General features: G+C 67.8%; 15 protein-coding genes and 1 pseudogene. 10 read left to right on the top strand and 6 right to left on the bottom strand.

What is annotated here, in order from left to right; translation table 11 throughout:
* Positions 1 to 4 precede the first annotated feature (4 nt).
* From CBP34_RS19185 to CBP34_RS19175, 3 genes are all read left to right on the top strand, one after another.
* Positions 5 to 1,975 carry a methyl-accepting chemotaxis protein gene (locus CBP34_RS19185; RefSeq protein WP_094098967.1) on the top strand — a complete coding sequence of 657 codons (1,971 nt, stop codon included), beginning with the start codon at positions 5 to 7 and terminating at the stop codon, positions 1,973 to 1,975.
* A gap of 215 nt (positions 1,976 to 2,190) precedes the next feature.
* A complete protein-coding gene (locus CBP34_RS19180) occupies positions 2,191 to 3,681 on the top strand; it encodes a M20 family metallopeptidase (RefSeq protein ID WP_094098966.1) in 1,491 nt (496 codons plus the stop codon).
* A gap of 128 nt (positions 3,682 to 3,809) precedes the next feature.
* The gene (locus CBP34_RS19175; RefSeq protein ID WP_094099279.1) at positions 3,810 to 4,682 is read left to right on the top strand and encodes an alpha/beta hydrolase; all 873 of its coding nucleotides are present in this window, start codon (positions 3,810 to 3,812) and stop codon (positions 4,680 to 4,682) included.
* Between the two features lie 6 nt (positions 4,683 to 4,688).
* Here the strand turns inward: CBP34_RS19175 and CBP34_RS19170 are convergent, their stop codons facing one another.
* The 5 genes from CBP34_RS19170 to CBP34_RS19150 form a co-directional block, all read right to left on the bottom strand.
* Positions 4,689 to 5,600: an ABC transporter permease gene (locus CBP34_RS19170; RefSeq protein WP_094098965.1), complete on the bottom strand. Its 912-nt coding sequence runs from the start codon at positions 5,598 to 5,600 to the stop codon at positions 4,689 to 4,691.
* Positions 5,597 to 6,586: an ABC transporter ATP-binding protein gene (locus tag CBP34_RS19165; protein WP_162290906.1), complete on the bottom strand. Its 990-nt coding sequence runs from the start codon at positions 6,584 to 6,586 to the stop codon at positions 5,597 to 5,599. Before CBP34_RS19165 ends, CBP34_RS19170 begins: the two co-directional genes overlap by 4 nt.
* 13 nt (positions 6,587 to 6,599) lie before the next feature.
* The gene (locus tag CBP34_RS19160) at positions 6,600 to 7,655 is read right to left on the bottom strand and encodes an ABC transporter substrate-binding protein (protein WP_094098963.1); all 1,056 of its coding nucleotides are present in this window, start codon (positions 7,653 to 7,655) and stop codon (positions 6,600 to 6,602) included.
* Between the two features lie 84 nt (positions 7,656 to 7,739).
* On the bottom strand, positions 7,740 to 8,672 hold the full coding sequence (locus CBP34_RS19155) for a TauD/TfdA dioxygenase family protein (protein ID WP_094098962.1): 933 nt from the start codon (positions 8,670 to 8,672) through the stop codon (positions 7,740 to 7,742).
* Between the two features lie 147 nt (positions 8,673 to 8,819).
* A complete protein-coding gene (locus CBP34_RS19150; RefSeq protein ID WP_094098961.1) occupies positions 8,820 to 10,010 on the bottom strand; it encodes an MFS transporter in 1,191 nt (396 codons plus the stop codon).
* Positions 10,011 to 10,241: 231 nt separating this feature from the next.
* On the opposite strand from CBP34_RS19150, the gene ubiU reads away from it, so the two are divergent.
* The 6 genes from ubiU (at position 10,242) to ubiD (ending at position 15,354) form a co-directional block, all read left to right on the top strand.
* Positions 10,242 to 11,285, top strand: a complete 1,044-nt coding sequence (gene ubiU, locus CBP34_RS19145; RefSeq protein ID WP_094098960.1) for a ubiquinone anaerobic biosynthesis protein UbiU — start codon at positions 10,242 to 10,244, stop codon at positions 11,283 to 11,285.
* A gap of 20 nt (positions 11,286 to 11,305) precedes the next feature.
* Positions 11,306 to 12,232, top strand: coding sequence for a U32 family peptidase (locus CBP34_RS19140; RefSeq protein WP_094098959.1), 927 nt, complete (start codon positions 11,306 to 11,308; stop codon positions 12,230 to 12,232).
* A gap of 44 nt (positions 12,233 to 12,276) precedes the next feature.
* The gene (gene ubiT / locus CBP34_RS19135; RefSeq protein ID WP_094098958.1) at positions 12,277 to 12,801 is read left to right on the top strand and encodes a ubiquinone anaerobic biosynthesis accessory factor UbiT; all 525 of its coding nucleotides are present in this window, start codon (positions 12,277 to 12,279) and stop codon (positions 12,799 to 12,801) included.
* Entirely contained in the window at positions 12,798 to 13,211 is a 414-nt protein-coding gene (locus CBP34_RS19130) for a putative zinc-binding protein (protein ID WP_094098957.1), read from the top strand. The genes ubiT and CBP34_RS19130 overlap by 4 nt, the downstream gene beginning before the upstream one ends.
* A complete protein-coding gene (locus tag CBP34_RS19125) occupies positions 13,204 to 13,800 on the top strand; it encodes a UbiX family flavin prenyltransferase (protein WP_094098956.1) in 597 nt (198 codons plus the stop codon). Before CBP34_RS19130 ends, CBP34_RS19125 begins: the two co-directional genes overlap by 8 nt.
* 66 nt (positions 13,801 to 13,866) lie before the next feature.
* Complete coding sequence (ubiD, locus tag CBP34_RS19120; protein ID WP_094098955.1) at positions 13,867 to 15,354, top strand: 4-hydroxy-3-polyprenylbenzoate decarboxylase; 1,488 nt, start codon at positions 13,867 to 13,869, stop codon at positions 15,352 to 15,354.
* Between the two features lie 4 nt (positions 15,355 to 15,358).
* Here the strand turns inward: ubiD and CBP34_RS19115 are convergent, their stop codons facing one another.
* On the bottom strand, positions 15,359 to 16,120 hold the full coding sequence (locus tag CBP34_RS19115) for an SOS response-associated peptidase (RefSeq protein ID WP_094098954.1): 762 nt from the start codon (positions 16,118 to 16,120) through the stop codon (positions 15,359 to 15,361).
* Between the two features lie 238 nt (positions 16,121 to 16,358).
* Between CBP34_RS19115 and CBP34_RS19110 the strand changes: the two are divergent.
* Positions 16,359 to 17,647 (top strand): annotated as a pseudogene (locus CBP34_RS19110) (acyl-CoA dehydrogenase family protein).
* Positions 17,648 to 17,745: the final 98 nt, after the last annotated feature.

The following is a 17,745-nucleotide window of genomic DNA, read 5'->3' as shown; positions in this document are numbered from 1 at the left end:
CCCTATGGCAGCATCCCTTGCCAACAATCGTTCTGTGGCGCGCCAGGTCACGTTGATGGCCATTGGTCTGGTCGCACTGGTGCTGGTGCTGGTGGGGCTGGCGATCGCGGTTCTTACCGAGCGCAGCACCCGCGCCGAAGTGGTCGGCAGCGTGGGTAACACGGCCCAGAGCGTGGCCCAGTCGATTGACGCGGCCGACGCCACCAACCGCGAGCTGGTGCAGCTCACCATGCGCGGTTTTCAGCGCTATTTCGAAGCCAACATGCAGCTTGATGAAGCCACGGGCGAGTTGCGCAGCTTCGGTGCGCTGGTCAATGATGACCACGGCTCGGTGGACAAGTTCGCCAATGAAACGGGTGGCATTGCGAGCGTATTTGCGCGCAAGGGTGACGACTTCGTGCGCGTGACGACCTCGGTCAAGAACGACAAAGGCGAGCGCCAGCAAGGCACGCTGCTTGAGCGCGACAGCGCGGCCTACCAGCGCGTGAAGGCGGGCGAGCCCTATGTGGGCCGCACCGTGGTCAACGGCAAGCCCTACATGGGCTACTACGTGCCGTCCAAGGACAGCACCGGCAAGGTGATTGCCCTGCTGTTCATCGGCAACGACGTGAGCGTGTTCGAGACCATGCTGGAAAAACAGGTGGCGCAGACGCGCTTTTTCGACAACGGCGGCACCTATGTGATCGATCCGGGCAAGTCGCTGGCCGATGCGGTATTCGTGGCCCACCCTACGGCGCGCGGCAAGAAAGTGCTGGAGGCCTATCCCCAGGACCGTGCGTTCTTTGACGCGCTGGCCACGGCCGACGGCGGCTATGTGCGCCAGGCGGCGCCGGTGCTGGGCGGGCAGTCGTCCGAGCCCTGGGCGCTGGTGCGCAAGACCCGGGCCGACGGCTGGTGGGTGGTGGCCGAGGTGCCCGACGCCGAGGCCATGGGCGGGCAACGCCGCGTTACGCTGGCCGTGTGGGGCCTGATGGCGGTGGCGGTGGCGCTGCTGGCGGTGGGGTTGTTCGTGATGCTGCGCCGCGGCGTGAGCCGGCCCCTGCAGGGGCTCACCAAGGCCATCACGCTGGTGGCCCAGGGCGACCTGACCGAGGCCTTCCACACCACGCGGCGCGACGAGATTGGCGCCCTGGTGCACGAGGTCGAGGGCATGCGCCAGCGCTACGTGCAGATGCTGCAGCAGGTGCGCACGGCGGTAGACAGCATCACCACGGCCAGCGCCGAAATCGCCAGCGGCAACCAGGATCTGTCGGCACGCACCGAGGCCACGGCCAGCAGCCTGGCCCAGACCGCGCAAAGCATGGAACAGCTCACCGCCACGGTGCGCCAGTCGGCCGACGCGGCCCAGCAGGCCAACCAGCTGGCCAGCTCGGCCGCCGAGGTGGCGGCGCGCGGTGGCCGGGTGGTGGGCGAGGTGGTCACCACCATGGGCGACATCAACCAGAGCTCGCGCAAGATCGCCGACATCATCGGCGTGATCGACTCCATTGCCTTTCAGACCAACATCCTGGCGCTCAACGCCGCCGTGGAAGCGGCCCGCGCTGGCGAGCAGGGCCGGGGCTTTGCCGTGGTGGCCGGCGAGGTTCGTTCACTCGCCGGGCGCAGTGCCGAGGCCGCCCGCGAGATCAAGCAACTCATTGGCGCGTCGGTCGAGCGGGTTGAATCGGGCGCACGCCTGGTGCAGAACGCCGGCACCACGATGGAGGAGATCGTGGGCTCGGTCAAACGCGTGGGCGACATCATTGGCGAGATCACCGCGGCGTCCAGCGAGCAGTCCGATGGCATCGGCCAGGTCAATACCGCCGTGAACCAGCTCGACCAAATGACGCAGCAGAACGCCGCGCTGGTGGAAGAATCGGCCGCAGCCGCCCACAGCCTGCGGGAACAGGCCACCCGCCTTTCCGGGGCGGTGCAGGTGTTCAAGCTGTCGGGCAGTGACGCGGCCGGGCATCTTGCCCTGCCGGGTGCCGTATAGGAGATTCCCCCGCGCAGGGTGATGGTGTGCCGCCGCCCGGACCAATACACCGGGCCAGCCCCACCTGTTGCCCTGCGTCGCGCTGGCGAGCCTGCTGCACCGCGCGCTTGCGGTCCGCAATCCCAAGACCGCCCCGGCGTCTCTGCATTGAGCCGTGGCGCCGTCGGGCGCGTTGTGGTCGAATGCGGTTTTCGAATTGCCGCTGGAGCCCGCCCATGAACGCCCGTGTCCCTTCCCAAGTCCTTCAACCTGCGCTGGCGCTGGAGCGGGTCAGCCAGGCGTGGGACAACGACATCCTGCGCCAGCTCACCGAATACATCGCCATCCCCGCCAAGTCGCCCATGTTTGCCCCTGATTGGGCGCAGCAGGGCCTGCTCGACACCGTGGTGCGCAATGCCGCCGCCTGGGTCGAAGCGCAAAAAGTGGCCGGCCTGCGGCTGGAGATCGTGCGCCTGCCCGGCCGCACCCCGGTGCTGTTCTTCGAGATCGAGTCCACCGAGGCTGCTGCCACCGAGACGGTGCTGATGTATGGCCACCTCGATAAGCAACCCGAGTTCTCCGGCTGGCGCAGCGACCTGGGCCCCTGGACACCCAAATACGAAGACGGCAAGCTCTATGGCCGCGGCGGTGCCGACGATGGCTACGCTATCTACGCCAGCATTGCAGCGGTGCAGGAATTGAAGCGCCAGGATGTGCCGCACCCCCGCATCGTGGGTCTCATCGAAACCTGCGAGGAAAGCGGCTCGCGCGACCTGCTGCCCTACATCGACGCCCTGCGCGCTCGCCTGGGCGATGTGGGGCTGGTGATCTGCCTGGACAGCGGCGCCGGCAATTACGACCAGCTGTGGCTTACCACCAGCCTGCGCGGCATGGCCAGCGGCACGCTCAAGGTCGAGATCCTCACCGAAGGCATCCACTCGGGCGACGCCTCGGGGCTGGTGCCTTCGTCGTTTCGCATCATGCGCCAGGTGCTCGACCGGCTCGAAGACAGCGCCACCGGCCGCCTGCTGCCCGCCAGCTTCCATTGCGAGGTGCCCGCCGACCGCCTTGCCCAGGCCCGCGCCACGGCTGCCATCCTGGGTGAAGAGGTCTACAAACGCTTTCCGTGGGCGCACTACGACTGCGGCGGCTCTACCCAGTTTGCGCTGCCTACCACCACCGACCCGCTGCAGGCCCTGCTCAACCGCACCTGGGCGCCTACGCTCAGCGTCACCGGCGCCGAGGGCTTTCCTGCGCTGCAGGATGCCGGCAACGTGCTGCGTCCCTACACCGCCTTCAAGCTCAGCTTGCGCCTGCCGCCGCTGGTGGATGCCGCCCGGGCGGTGCAACAGCTCAAAACCCTGCTCGAAGACAACGCGCCCTACCAGGCCCGGGTGACGTTTGAAAACGGCGGTGGCGCCACGGGCTGGAACGCCCCGGCCACCACGCCGTGGTTCGAGCAGGCGCTCAACGCCGCCTCGCAGGTGCATTTCGGCGCGCCCTGTGGCTACATCGGCCAGGGCGGCACCATCCCGCTGATGAACATGCTCAGCGAGGGCTTCCCGAAAGCCCAGATGATGGTGTGCGGCGTGCTCGGCCCCAAGAGCAATGCCCACGGCCCGAACGAGTTCCTGCATGTGCCTTATGCCAAGCGCCTTACCGCCTCGGTGGCGCAGGTGATTGGCGCCATGGCACAGCAGGCCGCAGCGGAGGCCGCTGCCGCCTGAGCCCCGCCGGGGCGCATACGTGCTGCGCTGGCCCCGGCCCATCTCGCTTCCCCGGCGGTCTGCTGGAATTCCCACCGCAACGCGTGCTGCCTGTGCCGCCCGCGCTGCACGCCACCCTTGCCCGACCCATGTCTGACACTGTTGTTTCCACCTTGAGCACCATGACGACGTTCACCGCGGCAGACGGTGAAAACCTGGCGGTGCAGGACTGGCCACTGATGGAGGGAACGCCCCGCGGCACGGTGCTGCTGGTGCATGGCCTGGGCGAGCATGTGGGGCGCTACGACGCTGTGGCGCGGCGGCTCAACGCCTGGGGCTTTGCCGTGCGGGGCTACGACCAGTATGGCCATGGCGAGTCGGGCGGCCCGCGCGGTGGCCTCACCAGCGACATGCGCCTGCTGGACGATCTGGCCGACATGGTGGACGCCACCCGTGCCCGCATGGCGCCAAGCGAGCCGCTGGTGCTGCTGGGCCACAGCATGGGCGGGCTGGTCGCGGCGCGGTTCGTGTCGATGCACCTGCGGCCGGTGGATGCGCTGGTGCTCTCGTCCCCCGCGCTGGACCCGGGCCTCAACGCCGTGCAAAAGCTGCTGCTGGCCACGCTGCCGCGCATCCTGCCCAACCTGCTTGTGGGCAACGGGCTCGATGCGCAATACCTCTCGCATGACCCGGTCGTGGTGGCCGCCTATCTGGCCGATCCGCTGTGTCACGACCGCATCAGCGGGCGCCTGGCCCGGTTCGTCGCCGACAGCGGGCCGGCCACCGTGGCGCGGGCCGCGCACTGGAGCGTGCCCACCCTGCTGATGTGGGCCGGGGCCGACAAGTTGGTCAATCCCGCCGGCAGCCGGGCCTTTGCCGCTGCTGCGCCCACGAACACGGTGCAGTCGCAGTGCTTTGAATCGCTGTACCACGAGCTGTTCAACGAAAGCCCCGAGCTGGCGGAGCCGGTGTTTGCGCTGCTGCGCCAGTGGCTGCTGCAGCGCTGCCCGGCCGTGGGCTGACGGGCCTCAGCGCTGCACGCCCCAGCGCCGCACCGTCAGGCGCTCGAGCGTGTGAAAGCCCAGGCTTTCCACCAGCAGGCCGATGATGATGACCAGCGCCAGGCCGGCAAACACCTTGTCGGTGTAGAGCTCGTTGCGGTTCTGGAAGATGTACCAGCCCAAGCCGCCTTTGCCCGACGATGCGCCAAACACCAGCTCGGCCGCGATCAGCGTGCGCCAGGCAAAGGCCCAGCCAATCTTCAGGCCCGACAGGATGGATGGCAGCGCCGCCGGCACCAGGATCTGCAGCACATAGCGGATGCCGGTGAGGCCATAGTTGCGCCCGGCCATGCGCAGCGTCTCGGGCACCGCCTGAAAGCCCGCGTAGGTGTTGAGCGCCAGCGGCCACAGCACTGAATGGATCAGCACGAACACCAGGCTGCCCTGCCCCAACCCGAACCACAGCAGCGCCAGCGGCAGCAGCGCAATGGCTGGCAGCGGGTTGAACATGGACGTGAGCGTGGACAGCAGTTCGCGCCCGAACTGCGTGGACACCGCCAGCGTCGTCAGCACGAAGGCGCCTACGATGCCCGCGAAATAGCCCTTGAGCAGCACCGACAGCGAGATGGCCGCTTTTTGCAGCAGTTCGCCCGTGGCCAGGCCTTCGACAAGCGCCTTGGCGGTCTGCATAAACGTCGGCAGCAACAGGTCGTTGTCCTGCCAGCGGGCGGTGAGCTCCCACAGGGCGGCCAGCACCGCCAGGATGACAAACTTGCGCACCCAGGCCTGCTGCCAGATGCGGGCCGCCAGCGGCAGGGGTTGTTCGGGGGCAATGCTGCCCAGCGGCTCCAGCCCGCGTTCGATTTCGGGGCGTATGGGCGGGGTGAGCGGTGGCTGGAGCGCCAGCGAAGGCGCGGGTGATGGGAAGGTGGTGCTCATACGGAAATCCGGAAAGGCAGGGCGCCGTGCCCGGCCGCAGTGCGTGGCCCACGGGCCAGGGCGGCCGCGTCGGCCTCCACCGACCCCGGCACGGGCGTTGCAGCGGGTTCGGTGGATGGGGTGTCCTGCCCTTCAAACAGCAGGCCGTAGATGCGCCGCGCCGTGGCCTGGAATGCGCTGCCGCCCAGGCTGTGCAGGCCGAATGCGTGGCTGTTGATCTCGGCGCGCAGGCGGCCCGGATGGGGCGAGAGGATGGCGATGCGGTTCCCGACCACCAGCGCCTCTTCAATCGAATGCGTGACGAAAATCAGCGTGAAGCGAAACTCGTCCCACAGGCCCAGCAGTTCTTCCTGCATGCGCCGGCGCGTGAGCGCGTCGAGTGCGGCAAAGGGTTCGTCCATCAGCAGCACCTGCGGCTGCATGGCCAGGGCCCGGGCAATCGCCACGCGCTGCTTCATGCCGCCTGAGAGCTGGTGCGGGTGCACATCGGCAAACCGGCTCAGCCCCACTTTCTCCAGATACAGCGCCGCGCGCTCGGCCGCCTCGGCGCGCCCGCAGGTGCGCGAGGCCAGCAGCGGAAACGCCACGTTCTCGCGCACGGTCTTCCAGGGGGGCAACTGGTCGAACTCCTGGAACACGACCACGCGGTCCGGTCCGGGCTGGGTCACGGTGCGGCCTTGCAGGCGGATCTCGCCCTCGCTCGGGGCGATGAACCCGGCCACCGCCTTGAGCAGCGTGGACTTGCCGCAGCCCGAGGCGCCCAGCAGCACGAAGCGGTCGCCCGCGTGCACGTCGAACGAGACGCGGTGCGTGGCGCGCACCACGCGTTCGTGCGTGCGGTAGTCGATGCTGACGCCGTCCACCTGCAGCAGGGGGCCTCCAGCGCGGGCGTGGCGCCTGGTGCGGGTGCTGGCGTATGCGCGGGTCGGGCCGGCAGGCCCACCAGGCCTTGCTGGCGGGAGCGGTGGCGAATCCAGTGGGGCCAGGGCATGGGGGCGTTCAGTTGCCGCCCGCGGTCAGGGCGTCGTCAAAAAAGTAGTCCTTGAGCGCGGAGGGCTGGTTCTTGATGGCGCCCACGCGGTGCAGGAACTGGCCGAGGCCCAGGGTGTTCTCGGGCTTGATCTTGAACTGCACTTCGGGGTTCTGGATGATGCTCAGCAGCAGCTTGCGGTCGGTGTTGCCGCCCGACACCTTGAGGTAGATGTCGGCCGCCTTTTCGGGGTGGGCGGTGACGAACTTGGCCGCCTCGTCGAGGGCATCGACAAAGGCTTTGTAGGTCTTGGGGCTCTCGGCGCGGAATTTTTCGGTGGCGTAGAGCACCGTGGCCGAGGCCGGACCGCCCAGCACGTCGTAAGACTTGAGCACGATGTGCGCGTTCGGGTTGCCGGCCAGGGCCTGGTCCTGGAACGGTGGGTTGCCGAAATGGGCGTTGATCTCGGTACCGCCCTTGATGATGGCGGCGGTAGCGTCCGGGTGCGGCACGGCCACCTGCAGCTTGTCGAGGCGGTTGTATTCCTTCTCGCCCCAGAGCTTGGCCGAGGCCAGTTGCAGCACGCGCGACTGCACTGAAACGCCCACGGCGGGCAGCGCAATGCGGTCCTTGTCGGTGAAGTCGGCAATGGTCTTCACGGCCGGGTTGTTGCTGACCAGGTAATAGGGGAAATTGCCCAGCGAAGCCACGCCCTTGACGTTCTGCTTGCCCTTGGTCCGGTCCCACAGGGTGAACAGCGGGCCCACGCCGGCGCCGGCAATATCGATGTTGCCCGACAGCAGCGCATCGTTCACCGCCGAGCCGCCCGACAGCTTGAGGAAGTCCACCTGGATGTCCACCCCGGCTGCCTTGCCGTGTTTTTCAATCAGCTTTTGCTCCTGCGCCACATTGAGCAGCAGGTAGACGATGCCGAACTGCTGGGCAATGCGCAACTGGCCTTCGGCGGCATGCGCCGGGGCCGACAAGCCCAGGCCCGCCGTGAACAGGCCCGCAGCGGTGAGCACGGCGGCCGTCTTGCGGCCCAGGGTGCGGCGGGTGAAAAGGCGGCGGGTGGGGTGGGACATGGCAGGTTCTTCGGTTGGATATGAGTAAAAAGTGCCTCTGGCGCTTATGGGATAAGCGCGAGAAGCTATAAAAAACGAAGCGCCTCAGAAAGGCAGATCGCCTTCGATGGTGGTGCGGTAGAGCTTGCGGCGCTCGGTGTCGGGGGTGCCTGTGGCCAGGTGCAGCACCGAGCGGTTGTCCCAGAACACCAGGTCATGCGGCTGCCAGCGGTGGCGATAGACGAATTCGGGCTTCACGCTGGCGGCAAACAGCTGGGCCAGCAGGTCGCGGCTTTCGTCTTCGGGCAGGCCCACGATGCGCGTGGTGAAGTGCTCGCTGACGAACAGCGCCTTGCGCGCGGTTTCGGGGTGGGTGCGCACCACGGGGTGCACCGCGGGTTGGACTTCATCGATCTGCGCCTGCGTGAGCGCGGGCCGCCAGGGGCACTTCGCGCGCAGCTCGTCGTAGCGGGCCAGGTAGCTGTGCTCGGCCTGCAGCGGGGCGATGGTCTTTTTCAATGCTTCGGGCAAGGCGTCGTAGGCCGCGTGCTGGTCGGCAAACAGGGTGTCGCCACCCACGGCGGGCAGCTCCTGGGCGTGCAGCAGCGAGCCCAGGCTGGGCACGGCCTTGTACGACAGGTCGGAATGCCAGAAATGGCCCGCATCCCCGAGGCCGATGGGCTGGCCGTTTTCCTTGATGTTGGAGACCACCAGGATCTCGGGATGGCCCGCGAGCTGGAAGTTCTTCAGCACATGGATCTGCAGCGGCCCGAAGCGGCGGCTGAAATTCACCTGCTGGCGCGGCGTGATGCGCTGGTTGCGCAACACCAGCACATGGTGGTGCAGGTGCGCCCGGTGCAGGCGCGCAAAGTCATCGGCGGTCAGCGGTTGCGCCAGGTCCAGCCCCAGCACCTCGGCGCCCAGCGGGCCGGCCGCGTCGGCGGTGGGGCGGATTTCAAAGGTTGGCGACGGGTATGTGGCGGCCACCGGGGTGGCGGCATCACCAGTGGACAGAACAGCGGAAAGGACAGCAGACATGGGCGACTTCTCACGGCACCGGCGCCAAACCGGGGCCGCCGATGCGGCCCGGGCGGGTCAGTGCGAATGAAGTCTAGGGAAGGCGCCCGGCGGTGAAAACCACGTTTTTCGCGCTTGCAAATGACAAAAACAAATATCGGTGGCGGTCTAGGGCGTTGATGCCGCCCGCGCCCGGCGCTGGCGCAATGCCAGCCACAGCAAGGCCGCGCCCGTGATCGCAATGGGCGCCAGCGAGCCGTAGTTGAGCAGCGTCCAGCCCTGGGTGGTGACCAGCACGCCCGAGAACAGCGAACTCACGGCCAGCGTGGCAAACACGCAGAAATTGAGGGCGGCCTGGGCGCGGTCCTTTTCTTCGGGGCGGTAGGCCGTCAGGGCCAGCGCCGTGCTGCCGGTGAACAGAAAATTCCAGCCCACGCCCAGCATGAACAGTGCAATACCGAAGTGGTGCAAGTCCACTCCCATCAGCGCCACGGCCACGCAGGCCAGGTTCAGCAGCACACCCGTCCCCATGATGGGCAGCACGCCATAGCGCTTGATGAGGTGGCCCGTGAAGAAGCCCGGTGCAAACATGCCGATCACATGCCACTGCAGCACCAGCGCCGCATCATCAAAAGCAAAGCCGCAGACCTGCATGGCCAGCGGTGTGGCGGCCATCAGCAGGTTCATCACGCCATAGCCCAGGGCGGCGCCCAGCACGGCCACGAGGAAGGCCGGCTGCCGCATCAGCTCGGGCAATGGCCGGCCACGGGCGGGCTGGCCCGCCGCGTTGAGCACCTGCGGCTGCGCCTCGAAGCGGATGGCGGCCATGCACGCCATGGACAACAGCGCCACGGCCATCAGCGCCACATAGGCGCCCGCAAACGCGGCGGGAAACAGCGTGCGCGTGGCGCTGGCCAGGTTGGGCCCCGCGATCGCGCCCAGCAGGCCACCGGCCAGCACCAGCGAAACCGCCTTTTCGCGGTAGTCGGGGGCGGCCAGTTCGGCGGCGGCAAAGCGGTAGAGCTGCCCGTTGGCGCTGTAGTAGCCCGCCACCAGCGTGGCCGTGCACAGCAGCCAGAAGTTGCCCGCAAACGCCGCCACCGCGCACAGCAGCGCCGAAAGCACCGCCACGGCCAGCCCGATCTGGAACGACACCTGCCGCCCCCAGCGCGCCTGGCTGCGCGCCACCAGCGGGGTGGACAGCGCGCCGCCCACCACATAGCCCATCACGGGCAGCGTGGCCATCCAGCCAAACGGCGCCAGCTGCAGGCCCACCAGGCCGTTGATGGCGATGAAGACCACATTGTTGGTCAGGAAAAGGCCCTGGCAAAGGGCCAGCAGCCAGAGGTTTCGGTTCACGGCGGGATGGCGTTGGGGATAAGGGGTGACGGGGTGACGGGGTGACGGGGTGACGGGGCGCATGAACCCGTTGCCAGCGGCCCGACGGCATGGCCTGCATCAAAGCCCGACGGCATTCGTCTGGCATTGTGCACTGCAGTTGACGAAGATCAGCCGCCGCGCAGCCCCCAGTCGCTAAGGTGCCGCCAGTGCCGTGGTTCCATGCCCGGAGCCGGCCATTGATTGCTTGTGATGGAATCCCTGAACCCGACTGCGGCGCCCCCTGCGGCGACCGCCCTTGAACTGGTCTGCCCCGCCGGCAGCCTGCCCGCCCTGAAGGCCGCGGTGGACAACGGTGCCAACTGTGTCTACCTGGGCCTGCGCGACGCCACCAACGCGCGCAACTTTGCGGGTCTGAACTTTGACGAGGCGGCCATCGCCAGCGGCATTCGTTACGCGCATGAGCGCGGCTGCAAGGTGTTCATGGCGCTCAATACCTATCCCCAGGCGTCCAACCCCGACCCCTGGCGCAGCGCCCTGGACAAGGCGGTGGACCTGGGGGTGGACGCCGTCATCCTGGCCGACCCCGGGCTCATGCACTACGCGGCGCAGCGCCATCCGAAGCTGCGCCTGCACCTGTCGGTGCAGGGCTCGGCCACCAACTACGAGGCCATCAACTTCTACCGCGAGCAGTTCGGCATCGTGCGGGCCGTGCTGCCGCGCGTGCTGTCGATGGAGCAGGTGCGCCAGGTCATCGACAAGACCCCGGTGGAGATCGAGGTGTTCGGCTTTGGCAGCCTGTGCGTGATGGTCGAGGGGCGCTGCGCGCTGTCTTCGTACGTGACGGGCGAATCCCCCAACACGCACGGCGTGTGCTCGCCGCCCAAGGCCGTGCGTTGGCAGGAGACACCGCAGGGCCGCGAGTCGCGCCTGAACGGCGTGTTGATCGACCGCTATGCGCCCGGCGAAAACGCCGGCTACCCCACGCTGTGCAAGGGCCGCTTCGACGTGGGGGACGACGAGAACTACTACGCCATCGAAGAGCCCACCAGCCTCAACACGCTGGAGCTGCTGCCCCAGTTGCTCAAGATCGGTGTGCGCGCCATCAAGATCGAAGGCCGCCAGCGCAGCCCGGCCTATGTGGCGCAAGTCACCAGGGTCTGGCGCGAAGCCATGGACCAGTGCCTGGCCAACCCCCACCGCTACGCCCCCAAGACCACCTGGATGGCCAGCCTCGACCAGGTGGCCGAGGGCCAGCAGCACACGCTGGGCGCCTACCACCGCCCCTGGAAATGACGCACCCCGGAGACCGCACCATGAAACTATCCCTGGGTCCGCTGCTGTACTACTGGCCGCGCGAAACCATCTTCGCTTTCTACGAGGCCATGGCCGCCACGCCGCTCGACGTGGTCTACCTGGGCGAAACCGTGTGCTCGCGCCGCCACGAACTGCGGCTGGCCGACTGGCTGGACATTGCCCGCATGCTGCAGGACGCCGGCAAGCAGGCCGTGCTGTCCACGCAGGTGCTGATCGAGTCGGGCTCGGACGTGAGCGTGTTGCACAAGATCGCTGACAACGCCGAGTTCACCGTCGAGGCCAACGACATGGGCGCGGTGCGCTGCCTGTCGGGCCAAACGCCGGGTCGGCCCTTCGTTGCAGGCCCGCACCTGAACCTGTACAACGCGCCCTCGCTGCAATGGATGGCGCAGCTGGGCGCCAGCCGCTGGGTGATGCCGCTGGAGATGGCGCAGGATGCGCTGGCCGCCATGCTGGTGAATCGCCCTGCCGGGCTTGAAACGGAAGTGTTTGCGTACGGGCGCATGCCACTGGCCTACTCGGCGCGCTGCTTCACGGCACGCCACCGCAATTTGCCCAAGGATGACTGCGGTTTTAGCTGCCTGGAACATGCCGACGGCCTGACGCTACGCACCCGCGAGAGCGAGGACTTTCTGGTCCTCAATGGCACGCAGACGCAGTCGGCCCGGGTCTACAACCTGGCCAACGAGCTGGCCGCGATGCGCGCGCTGGGCGTGGATCTGGTGCGGCTGAGCCCGCAGTCGCAGCACATGGCGCAGATCATTGCGCTGTTCGACGAAGCCCGCGGCCCGGCGCAGCAGCCCGGCGGCGCAGATTACGTGCAGCGCATGCAAGCCTTCATGCCCGACCAGCCCTGCAACGGCTACTGGTTCGACCGTCCTGGCCTGGAGCAGGGGCAGGCCGCTGGCAATGCCCCGAACCCCTGATGGATATCGTGCTTTTCACCCTGACCCGAGTGCCACCCCACGCCATGGCTGCTTCTACTTCTTCTGATCTTCTGGTGGTTCCCTTCCCTGTGGGGGCCTTGCTGTCGCGCCTGCCCGCCTACCCCGGCTCGCTGCTGTTGGTGACCGCGCTCAACCTGGCACTGGCCCGGCATCTGCCCGCCGATGTGGGGCAGCTGATGCTGCACAAGAAAATGCGCGTGCAGGTGCGCGATGCGCGCCTGGTGTTCGACTTTGCCTGGACTGGCCAGCGCTTTGCACCCCACGCCCCATTGGTCGCCCCCGCCATGGCCGATTTGACGCTGAGCGCCACCGCCCATGACTTTTTGCTGCTGGCCCAGCGCCAGCAGGACCCCGACACGCTGTTCTTCAATCGCCGTCTGTCGATGGAGGGCGATACCGAGCTGGGCCTGGTGGTCAAGAACGCCCTCGATGCGATCGAGCTGCCGGTGCTGGACCCGCGCCAATGGGTGCCGTTGCTGGCGCCGCGCCAGGTGCTGGGCCGCCTTCGGCAGCGCCTGGACTCCGCATCGCGCCCCGCAGGACGATGACCGCCATGGCCGCCGACCCGAACCACCCCCTCGTCTATTCCTGCTCGGGCTGCTCCAGCGCCGCGCAGCTGGCCAACCATGTGGCGCTGCAGCTTGATCGGCGCGGCGTGGCCGAGATGTCGTGCATCGCGGGGGTGGGCGGCGATGTGCCGCATCTGATGAAAATCGTGCGCTCGGGCCGGCCCATCATCGCGCTCGACGGTTGCCCGCTGGTCTGCGTGAAAAGCACACTGGCGCGCCACGGCATCGCCGCCGACCGGCATTACCAGTTGCAGCAGTACGGCGTGAAAAAACGCGCGCACGAAGACTTCGACCCCGTGCAGGCCGCGCTGGTGCTGGAGCAGGTCGAGGCCGACCAACTTTCGCAGCCCCTGGAACGGGCCGCGGGCCTGGAGCCTTCGCATGGCTGACATCGGCACCCCGCGCCGCGTCATCGTTGCGATCTCGGGCGCCAGCGGCGCCGTGTATGGCGCGCGCCTGCTGCAGGTGCTGCAGGGCCAGAGCGGTATCGAGACGCACCTGGTCGTCTCGGACGCGGGCTGGCGCAACCTGCAGCACGAGCTGGATATGGACCGCCCCGCCGTCGAGGCTCTGGCGCACCGCGTGCACGACGTGCACAACGTGGGCGCGGCCATTGCGAGCGGTTCGTTCCAGTGCCATGCGATGGTGGTGGCGCCGTGTTCCATGCGCACACTCGCCGCCATTGCGCACGGCCTGGCCGACAACCTGCTCACGCGCGCGGCCGACGTGGCGCTCAAGGAGCGCCGCCGACTGGTGCTGATGGTGCGCGAATCGCCGCTGCACCTTACGCACCTGCGCAACATGGTGGCCGTGACCGAGATGGGCGGCATCATCTGCCCGCCGCTGCCCGCCTTCTACCTGCGCCCGCAAACCGTGGGCGAAGTGGTGGACTACAGCGTGGCGCGCGCGCTCGACCTCATCGACGTGCCCCACGACCTGGCACCGCGCTGGCAGGGTCTGGAACCGGATGCTCCTTGATTCATAGCTGCTAGCGCCTATCAAATAAGCGCTAGCAGCCGATTACATTCATAAACTCTGCACACCATGGCCTACCGCGACCTGCGCGACTTCATGGCCCAGCTCGAAGCCACGGGCGACCTGCGCCGCGTGGAGGGCAGCGTCTCGCCCCACCTGGAGATGACCGCACTCAGCGACCGCGTGCTGCGCGCCGGGGGGCCCGCGCTGCTGTTCGAGCAGCCCATGGGCCACCGCATGCCGGTGCTCACCAATCTGTTTGGCACCCCCGCCCGCGTGGCGCGCGCCATGGGCGTGCCCGACCTGCGCGGTGTGCGCACTTTGGGCGAGCTGCTGGCCACCCTCAAAGAGCCCGAGGCGCCCAAGGGCTTCAAGGACATGCTGGGCATGGGCCAGCTGCTCAAGACCCTGTGGAACATGGCGCCGCACACCGTGGCGCGCGGCGCGCCCTGCCAGCAAGAGGTGTGGGAAGGCCCCGATGTCGATCTGGCGCGCCTGCCTGTGCAGCACTGCTGGCCCGGCGACGTGGCCCCGCTCATCACCTGGGGCCTCACCATCACGCGCGGCCCGCGCAAGGCGCGGCAGAACCTGGGCATCTACCGCCAGCAGGTGCTCTCGCGCAACCAGGTCATCGTGCGCTGGCTGGCCCACCGCGGCGGCGCGCTGGACTTTGCCGACCACTGCGCCCAGCACCCCGGCCAGCCCTACCCCGTGGCCGTAGCGCTCGGCGCCGACCCCGCCACGCTGCTGGGCGCCGTCACACCCGTGCCCGACAGCTTGAGCGAATACCAGTTCGCCGGCCTGCTGCGCGGCGCGCGCACCGAAGTCACACCCGCGCTGGGCGTGCCGCTGCAGGTGCCCGCCACGGCCGAGATCGTGCTCGAAGGCCATATCCAGCCCGATGCGAACCACGCCAGTGGCTGGCAGCACGCGCTGGAAGGGCCGTACGGCGACCACACCGGTTACTACAACGAATGCGCCGAATTTCCCGTGCTGACCATCGACCGCATCACGCTGCGCAAGGACCCGATCTACCACAGCACCTATACCGGCAAGCCACCCGACGAGCCCGCCGTGCTGGGCCTGGCGATGAACGAGCTGTTCATCCCGCTGCTGCAAAAGCAGTTCCCCGAGATCGTGGACTTCTACCTGCCACCCGAGGGCTGCAGTTACCGCATGGCGGTGGTGAGCATCAAAAAGGCCTACGCCGGCCATGCGCGGCGCGTGATGATGGGCGTGTGGAGCCACCTGCGCCAGTTCATGTACACCAAGTTCATCGTGGTGGTGGATGACGATGTGGATGTGCGCACATGGCCCGACGTGATCTGGGCCATCACCACCCGCATGGACCCGGCGCGCGACACGCTGCTGGTGGAGCACACGCCCATCGACTACCTCGACTTTGCCTCGCCCGTGAGCGGCCTGGGCAGCAAGATGGGGATGGACGCCACCAACAAATGGCCTGGTGAAACCCAGCGCGAATGGGGCCGGCCCATGCAGATGGCGCCCGAGGCAACAGCGCGGGCGGAGCAGCTCTTTCAGGCGCTGGGGTTGTGAGGCCTCAGCCCAGAAAGCCCTTGGGCACCTTGTCCGCCTTCTTCTCCACCGGGTTGGCCAGCAGCCACTGCGCCGCGTACTGGCGCATGAACTCCTTGGCCTTTTCGGGCCGCGCCGTGAGCCACGCATCGTAGGCGCCTTCGTTCAGTATGGCGGGCATGCTCTTTTCGCTGCCGGGCTGGCCGTAGCGGTGCAGCAGCGCGTGGTTGTTGGCGTTCACCGTGAGCAGGCAGTAGCTGATGATGACTTCGCCATCCGCACCCTGCCAGCGCGCCCACAGGCCTGCCACGCCCATGGGCTTGCCGTCCACGCGCGCAACGCGGGTGGGCACGGCCTTGCCGCTGCGCAGGTCGTCCTCATAAAAAGCGGCCATCGGCACGATGCAGCGCTGGCCGTTCAGCCAGGCATCGCGAAACGCCGTGCCGGTGGAGGCGGTGTCCGACTTGGCGCTGACCAGCTTGGGCGCGCGCAGCTTGGCGTCAGACGCCGACTTGACCCAGTGCGGCACCAGACCCCACTGCGCGGGCACCAGCACGCGCGCGGGCGCCGCGGTGTCGGTGGCATCAGGCGCGGCATCCGGTGCCGCCTCTGCCTCAGGCGTAGCGCCTGGTGCCTGCGACAGCGCCGCCGCCGTGGCCGCATGCACGATGAAAAAGCCTGGCTTGCGCGGCCACAGATGGCGCTCGCCCAGCGCCGCTGGAGGTTCGACCGCAAATGCCTCGCGGTAGGCGTCGGCTTGCTGCAGGGTTTCGTAATGGGTACTCATCGGGCCATGGTACCTGCGTGCGCGGCAGTTTGAGTCAAAAAAGCCTCTGGCGCTTGTGCAATGAGCGTTGATAGCTATGAAAAGCGAAGCAGTTTTAGCAAAGCCGGTTTCTTGGCCCTTTTCGCAACCGTTTCCGCACCCGCTTCCACCTCCATTTCTGGCGTGAAACCGTGACGTGCATCAAGCCCCATGTCGCCTGCGTTGTGACACGGGCCGCGTGGGTTTTCACAATGCCTATATGGACTTCGCACCCTCTCCCCTGGCCCGGCAACTGCGTGAGCGCCTGCAGGCGTTCATGGACCGCTACCTGCTGCCCTACAACGCGGCCTGGCACGCATCGGTGCAGGCGGGCGACTACCCGCCGCCGTTTCTGGAGGACCTCAAGGCCCTGGCGCGCGAGGAAGGCCTGTGGAACCTGTTTTTGCCCACGCTGCAGGGCGAAGAGCCGGGCACGCGCCTGTCCAACCTCGACTACGCGCCGCTGGCCGAAACCATGGGCCGTCTGCCCTGGGCGGCCGAAGTATTCAACTGCCACGCACCCGACACCGGCAACATCGAGCTGCTGCACCGGTTTGCCACGCCCGCGCAGCGCATGGCGTGGCTCACGCCGCTGCTGGAGGGGCGCATGCGCTCGGCCTTTGCCATGAGCGAGCCCGACGTGGCCTCGTCCGACCCGACCAACCTGCAGACCACCGTGCGGCGCGAGGGGGACGACCTGGTGCTCAGCGGCCGCAAGTGGTTCATCACCGGTGCGGCGCACCCGCATTGCCGGCTGCTCATCGTGCTGTGCCGCAACGCCGATGCGGATGGGTCCGACAGCCACCACCGCCACAGCATGGTGCTGGTGCCCGTGGATGCACCGGGCGTGCAGATCGTGCGCAACATCAGCGTGCTGCACCAGCATGCGCCCGAGGGCATTGCGAGATCTTGCTGCAGGGTGTGCGCGTGCCCGCCGACCACCTGCTGGGCGACTGGGGCACAGGTTTTGCCATGGCCCAGGCGCGCCTGGGGCCGGGCCGCGTGCACCACTGCATGCGCACCATCGGCCAGTGCGAGCTGGCCCTCTCCCTGGCCACCGAGCGCGCGCTGGAGCGCACCGCCTTTGGCAAGCCGCTAGCCGAGCAGGCGAATGTGCAGGAGTGGATTGCCGAGTCGCGCATCGAGATCGACCAGGCGCGCCTTTTGGTGTGGCATGCGGCCTGGTTGCTGGACCAGGGCGATACGGCAGATGTACGGCAGGTGCGCGCCCAAGTCGCCGCCATCAAGGTGGTGGCCGCGCGATTGCAGCAGCGCGTGGCGGACCGCGCGATGCAGATCTTTGGCGCCATGGGCCTGTCGCCCGACACGCCGCTGGCCGCATTCTGGACCTGGGGCCGCGCGCTGCGCCTGATGGACGGGCCCGACGAGGTGCACCTGCGCACCGTGGCGCGGCACGTGCTGGCCCTGGCGCGCGCCGGGCTTGGCGATTCGGCGGCTTACTTCACCACGCCCGAGCAATTGCGTGCGCAGCCCCATCTGCGCGCCTGACCAACCCGCGCTTGCACTGCACGATGCGGGCCCGCGCACAGGCCCTTGGCAGCCCGGCGCGGCTTGGGGATACTGTCGGTCTCTTGTCATCCTGCCCG

Origin of the sequence: Acidovorax carolinensis, assembly GCF_002157145.1 — a bacterium.
GTDB lineage: Bacteria > Pseudomonadota > Gammaproteobacteria > Burkholderiales > Burkholderiaceae_C > Acidovorax > Acidovorax carolinensis.
Note: the sequence above shows the minus strand (reverse complement) of the source record. Positions and strands in the feature narration are given on the sequence as shown.

Coding starts and splice junctions, on each gene's coding strand:
- CBP34_RS19125 (WP_094098956.1), top strand. CDS start 13,204: ATGGCTGACATCGGCACCCCGCGCCGCGTCATCGTTGCGATCTCGGGC.
- ubiD (WP_094098955.1), top strand. CDS start 13,867: ATGGCCTACCGCGACCTGCGCGACTTCATGGCCCAGCTCGAAGCCACG.
- CBP34_RS19140 (WP_094098959.1), top strand. CDS start 11,306: ATGAAACTATCCCTGGGTCCGCTGCTGTACTACTGGCCGCGCGAAACC.
- CBP34_RS19155 (WP_094098962.1), bottom strand. CDS start 8,672: ATGTCTGCTGTCCTTTCCGCTGTTCTGTCCACTGGTGATGCCGCCACC.
- CBP34_RS19115 (WP_094098954.1), bottom strand. CDS start 16,120: ATGAGTACCCATTACGAAACCCTGCAGCAAGCCGACGCCTACCGCGAG.
- CBP34_RS19185 (WP_094098967.1), top strand. CDS start 5: ATGGCAGCATCCCTTGCCAACAATCGTTCTGTGGCGCGCCAGGTCACG.
- CBP34_RS19170 (WP_094098965.1), bottom strand. CDS start 5,600: ATGAGCACCACCTTCCCATCACCCGCGCCTTCGCTGGCGCTCCAGCCA.
- CBP34_RS19160 (WP_094098963.1), bottom strand. CDS start 7,655: ATGTCCCACCCCACCCGCCGCCTTTTCACCCGCCGCACCCTGGGCCGC.
- CBP34_RS19180 (WP_094098966.1), top strand. CDS start 2,191: ATGAACGCCCGTGTCCCTTCCCAAGTCCTTCAACCTGCGCTGGCGCTG.
- CBP34_RS19130 (WP_094098957.1), top strand. CDS start 12,798: ATGACCGCCATGGCCGCCGACCCGAACCACCCCCTCGTCTATTCCTGC.
- ubiT (WP_094098958.1), top strand. CDS start 12,277: ATGGCTGCTTCTACTTCTTCTGATCTTCTGGTGGTTCCCTTCCCTGTG.
- ubiU (WP_094098960.1), top strand. CDS start 10,242: ATGGAATCCCTGAACCCGACTGCGGCGCCCCCTGCGGCGACCGCCCTT.
- CBP34_RS19175 (WP_094099279.1), top strand. CDS start 3,810: ATGTCTGACACTGTTGTTTCCACCTTGAGCACCATGACGACGTTCACC.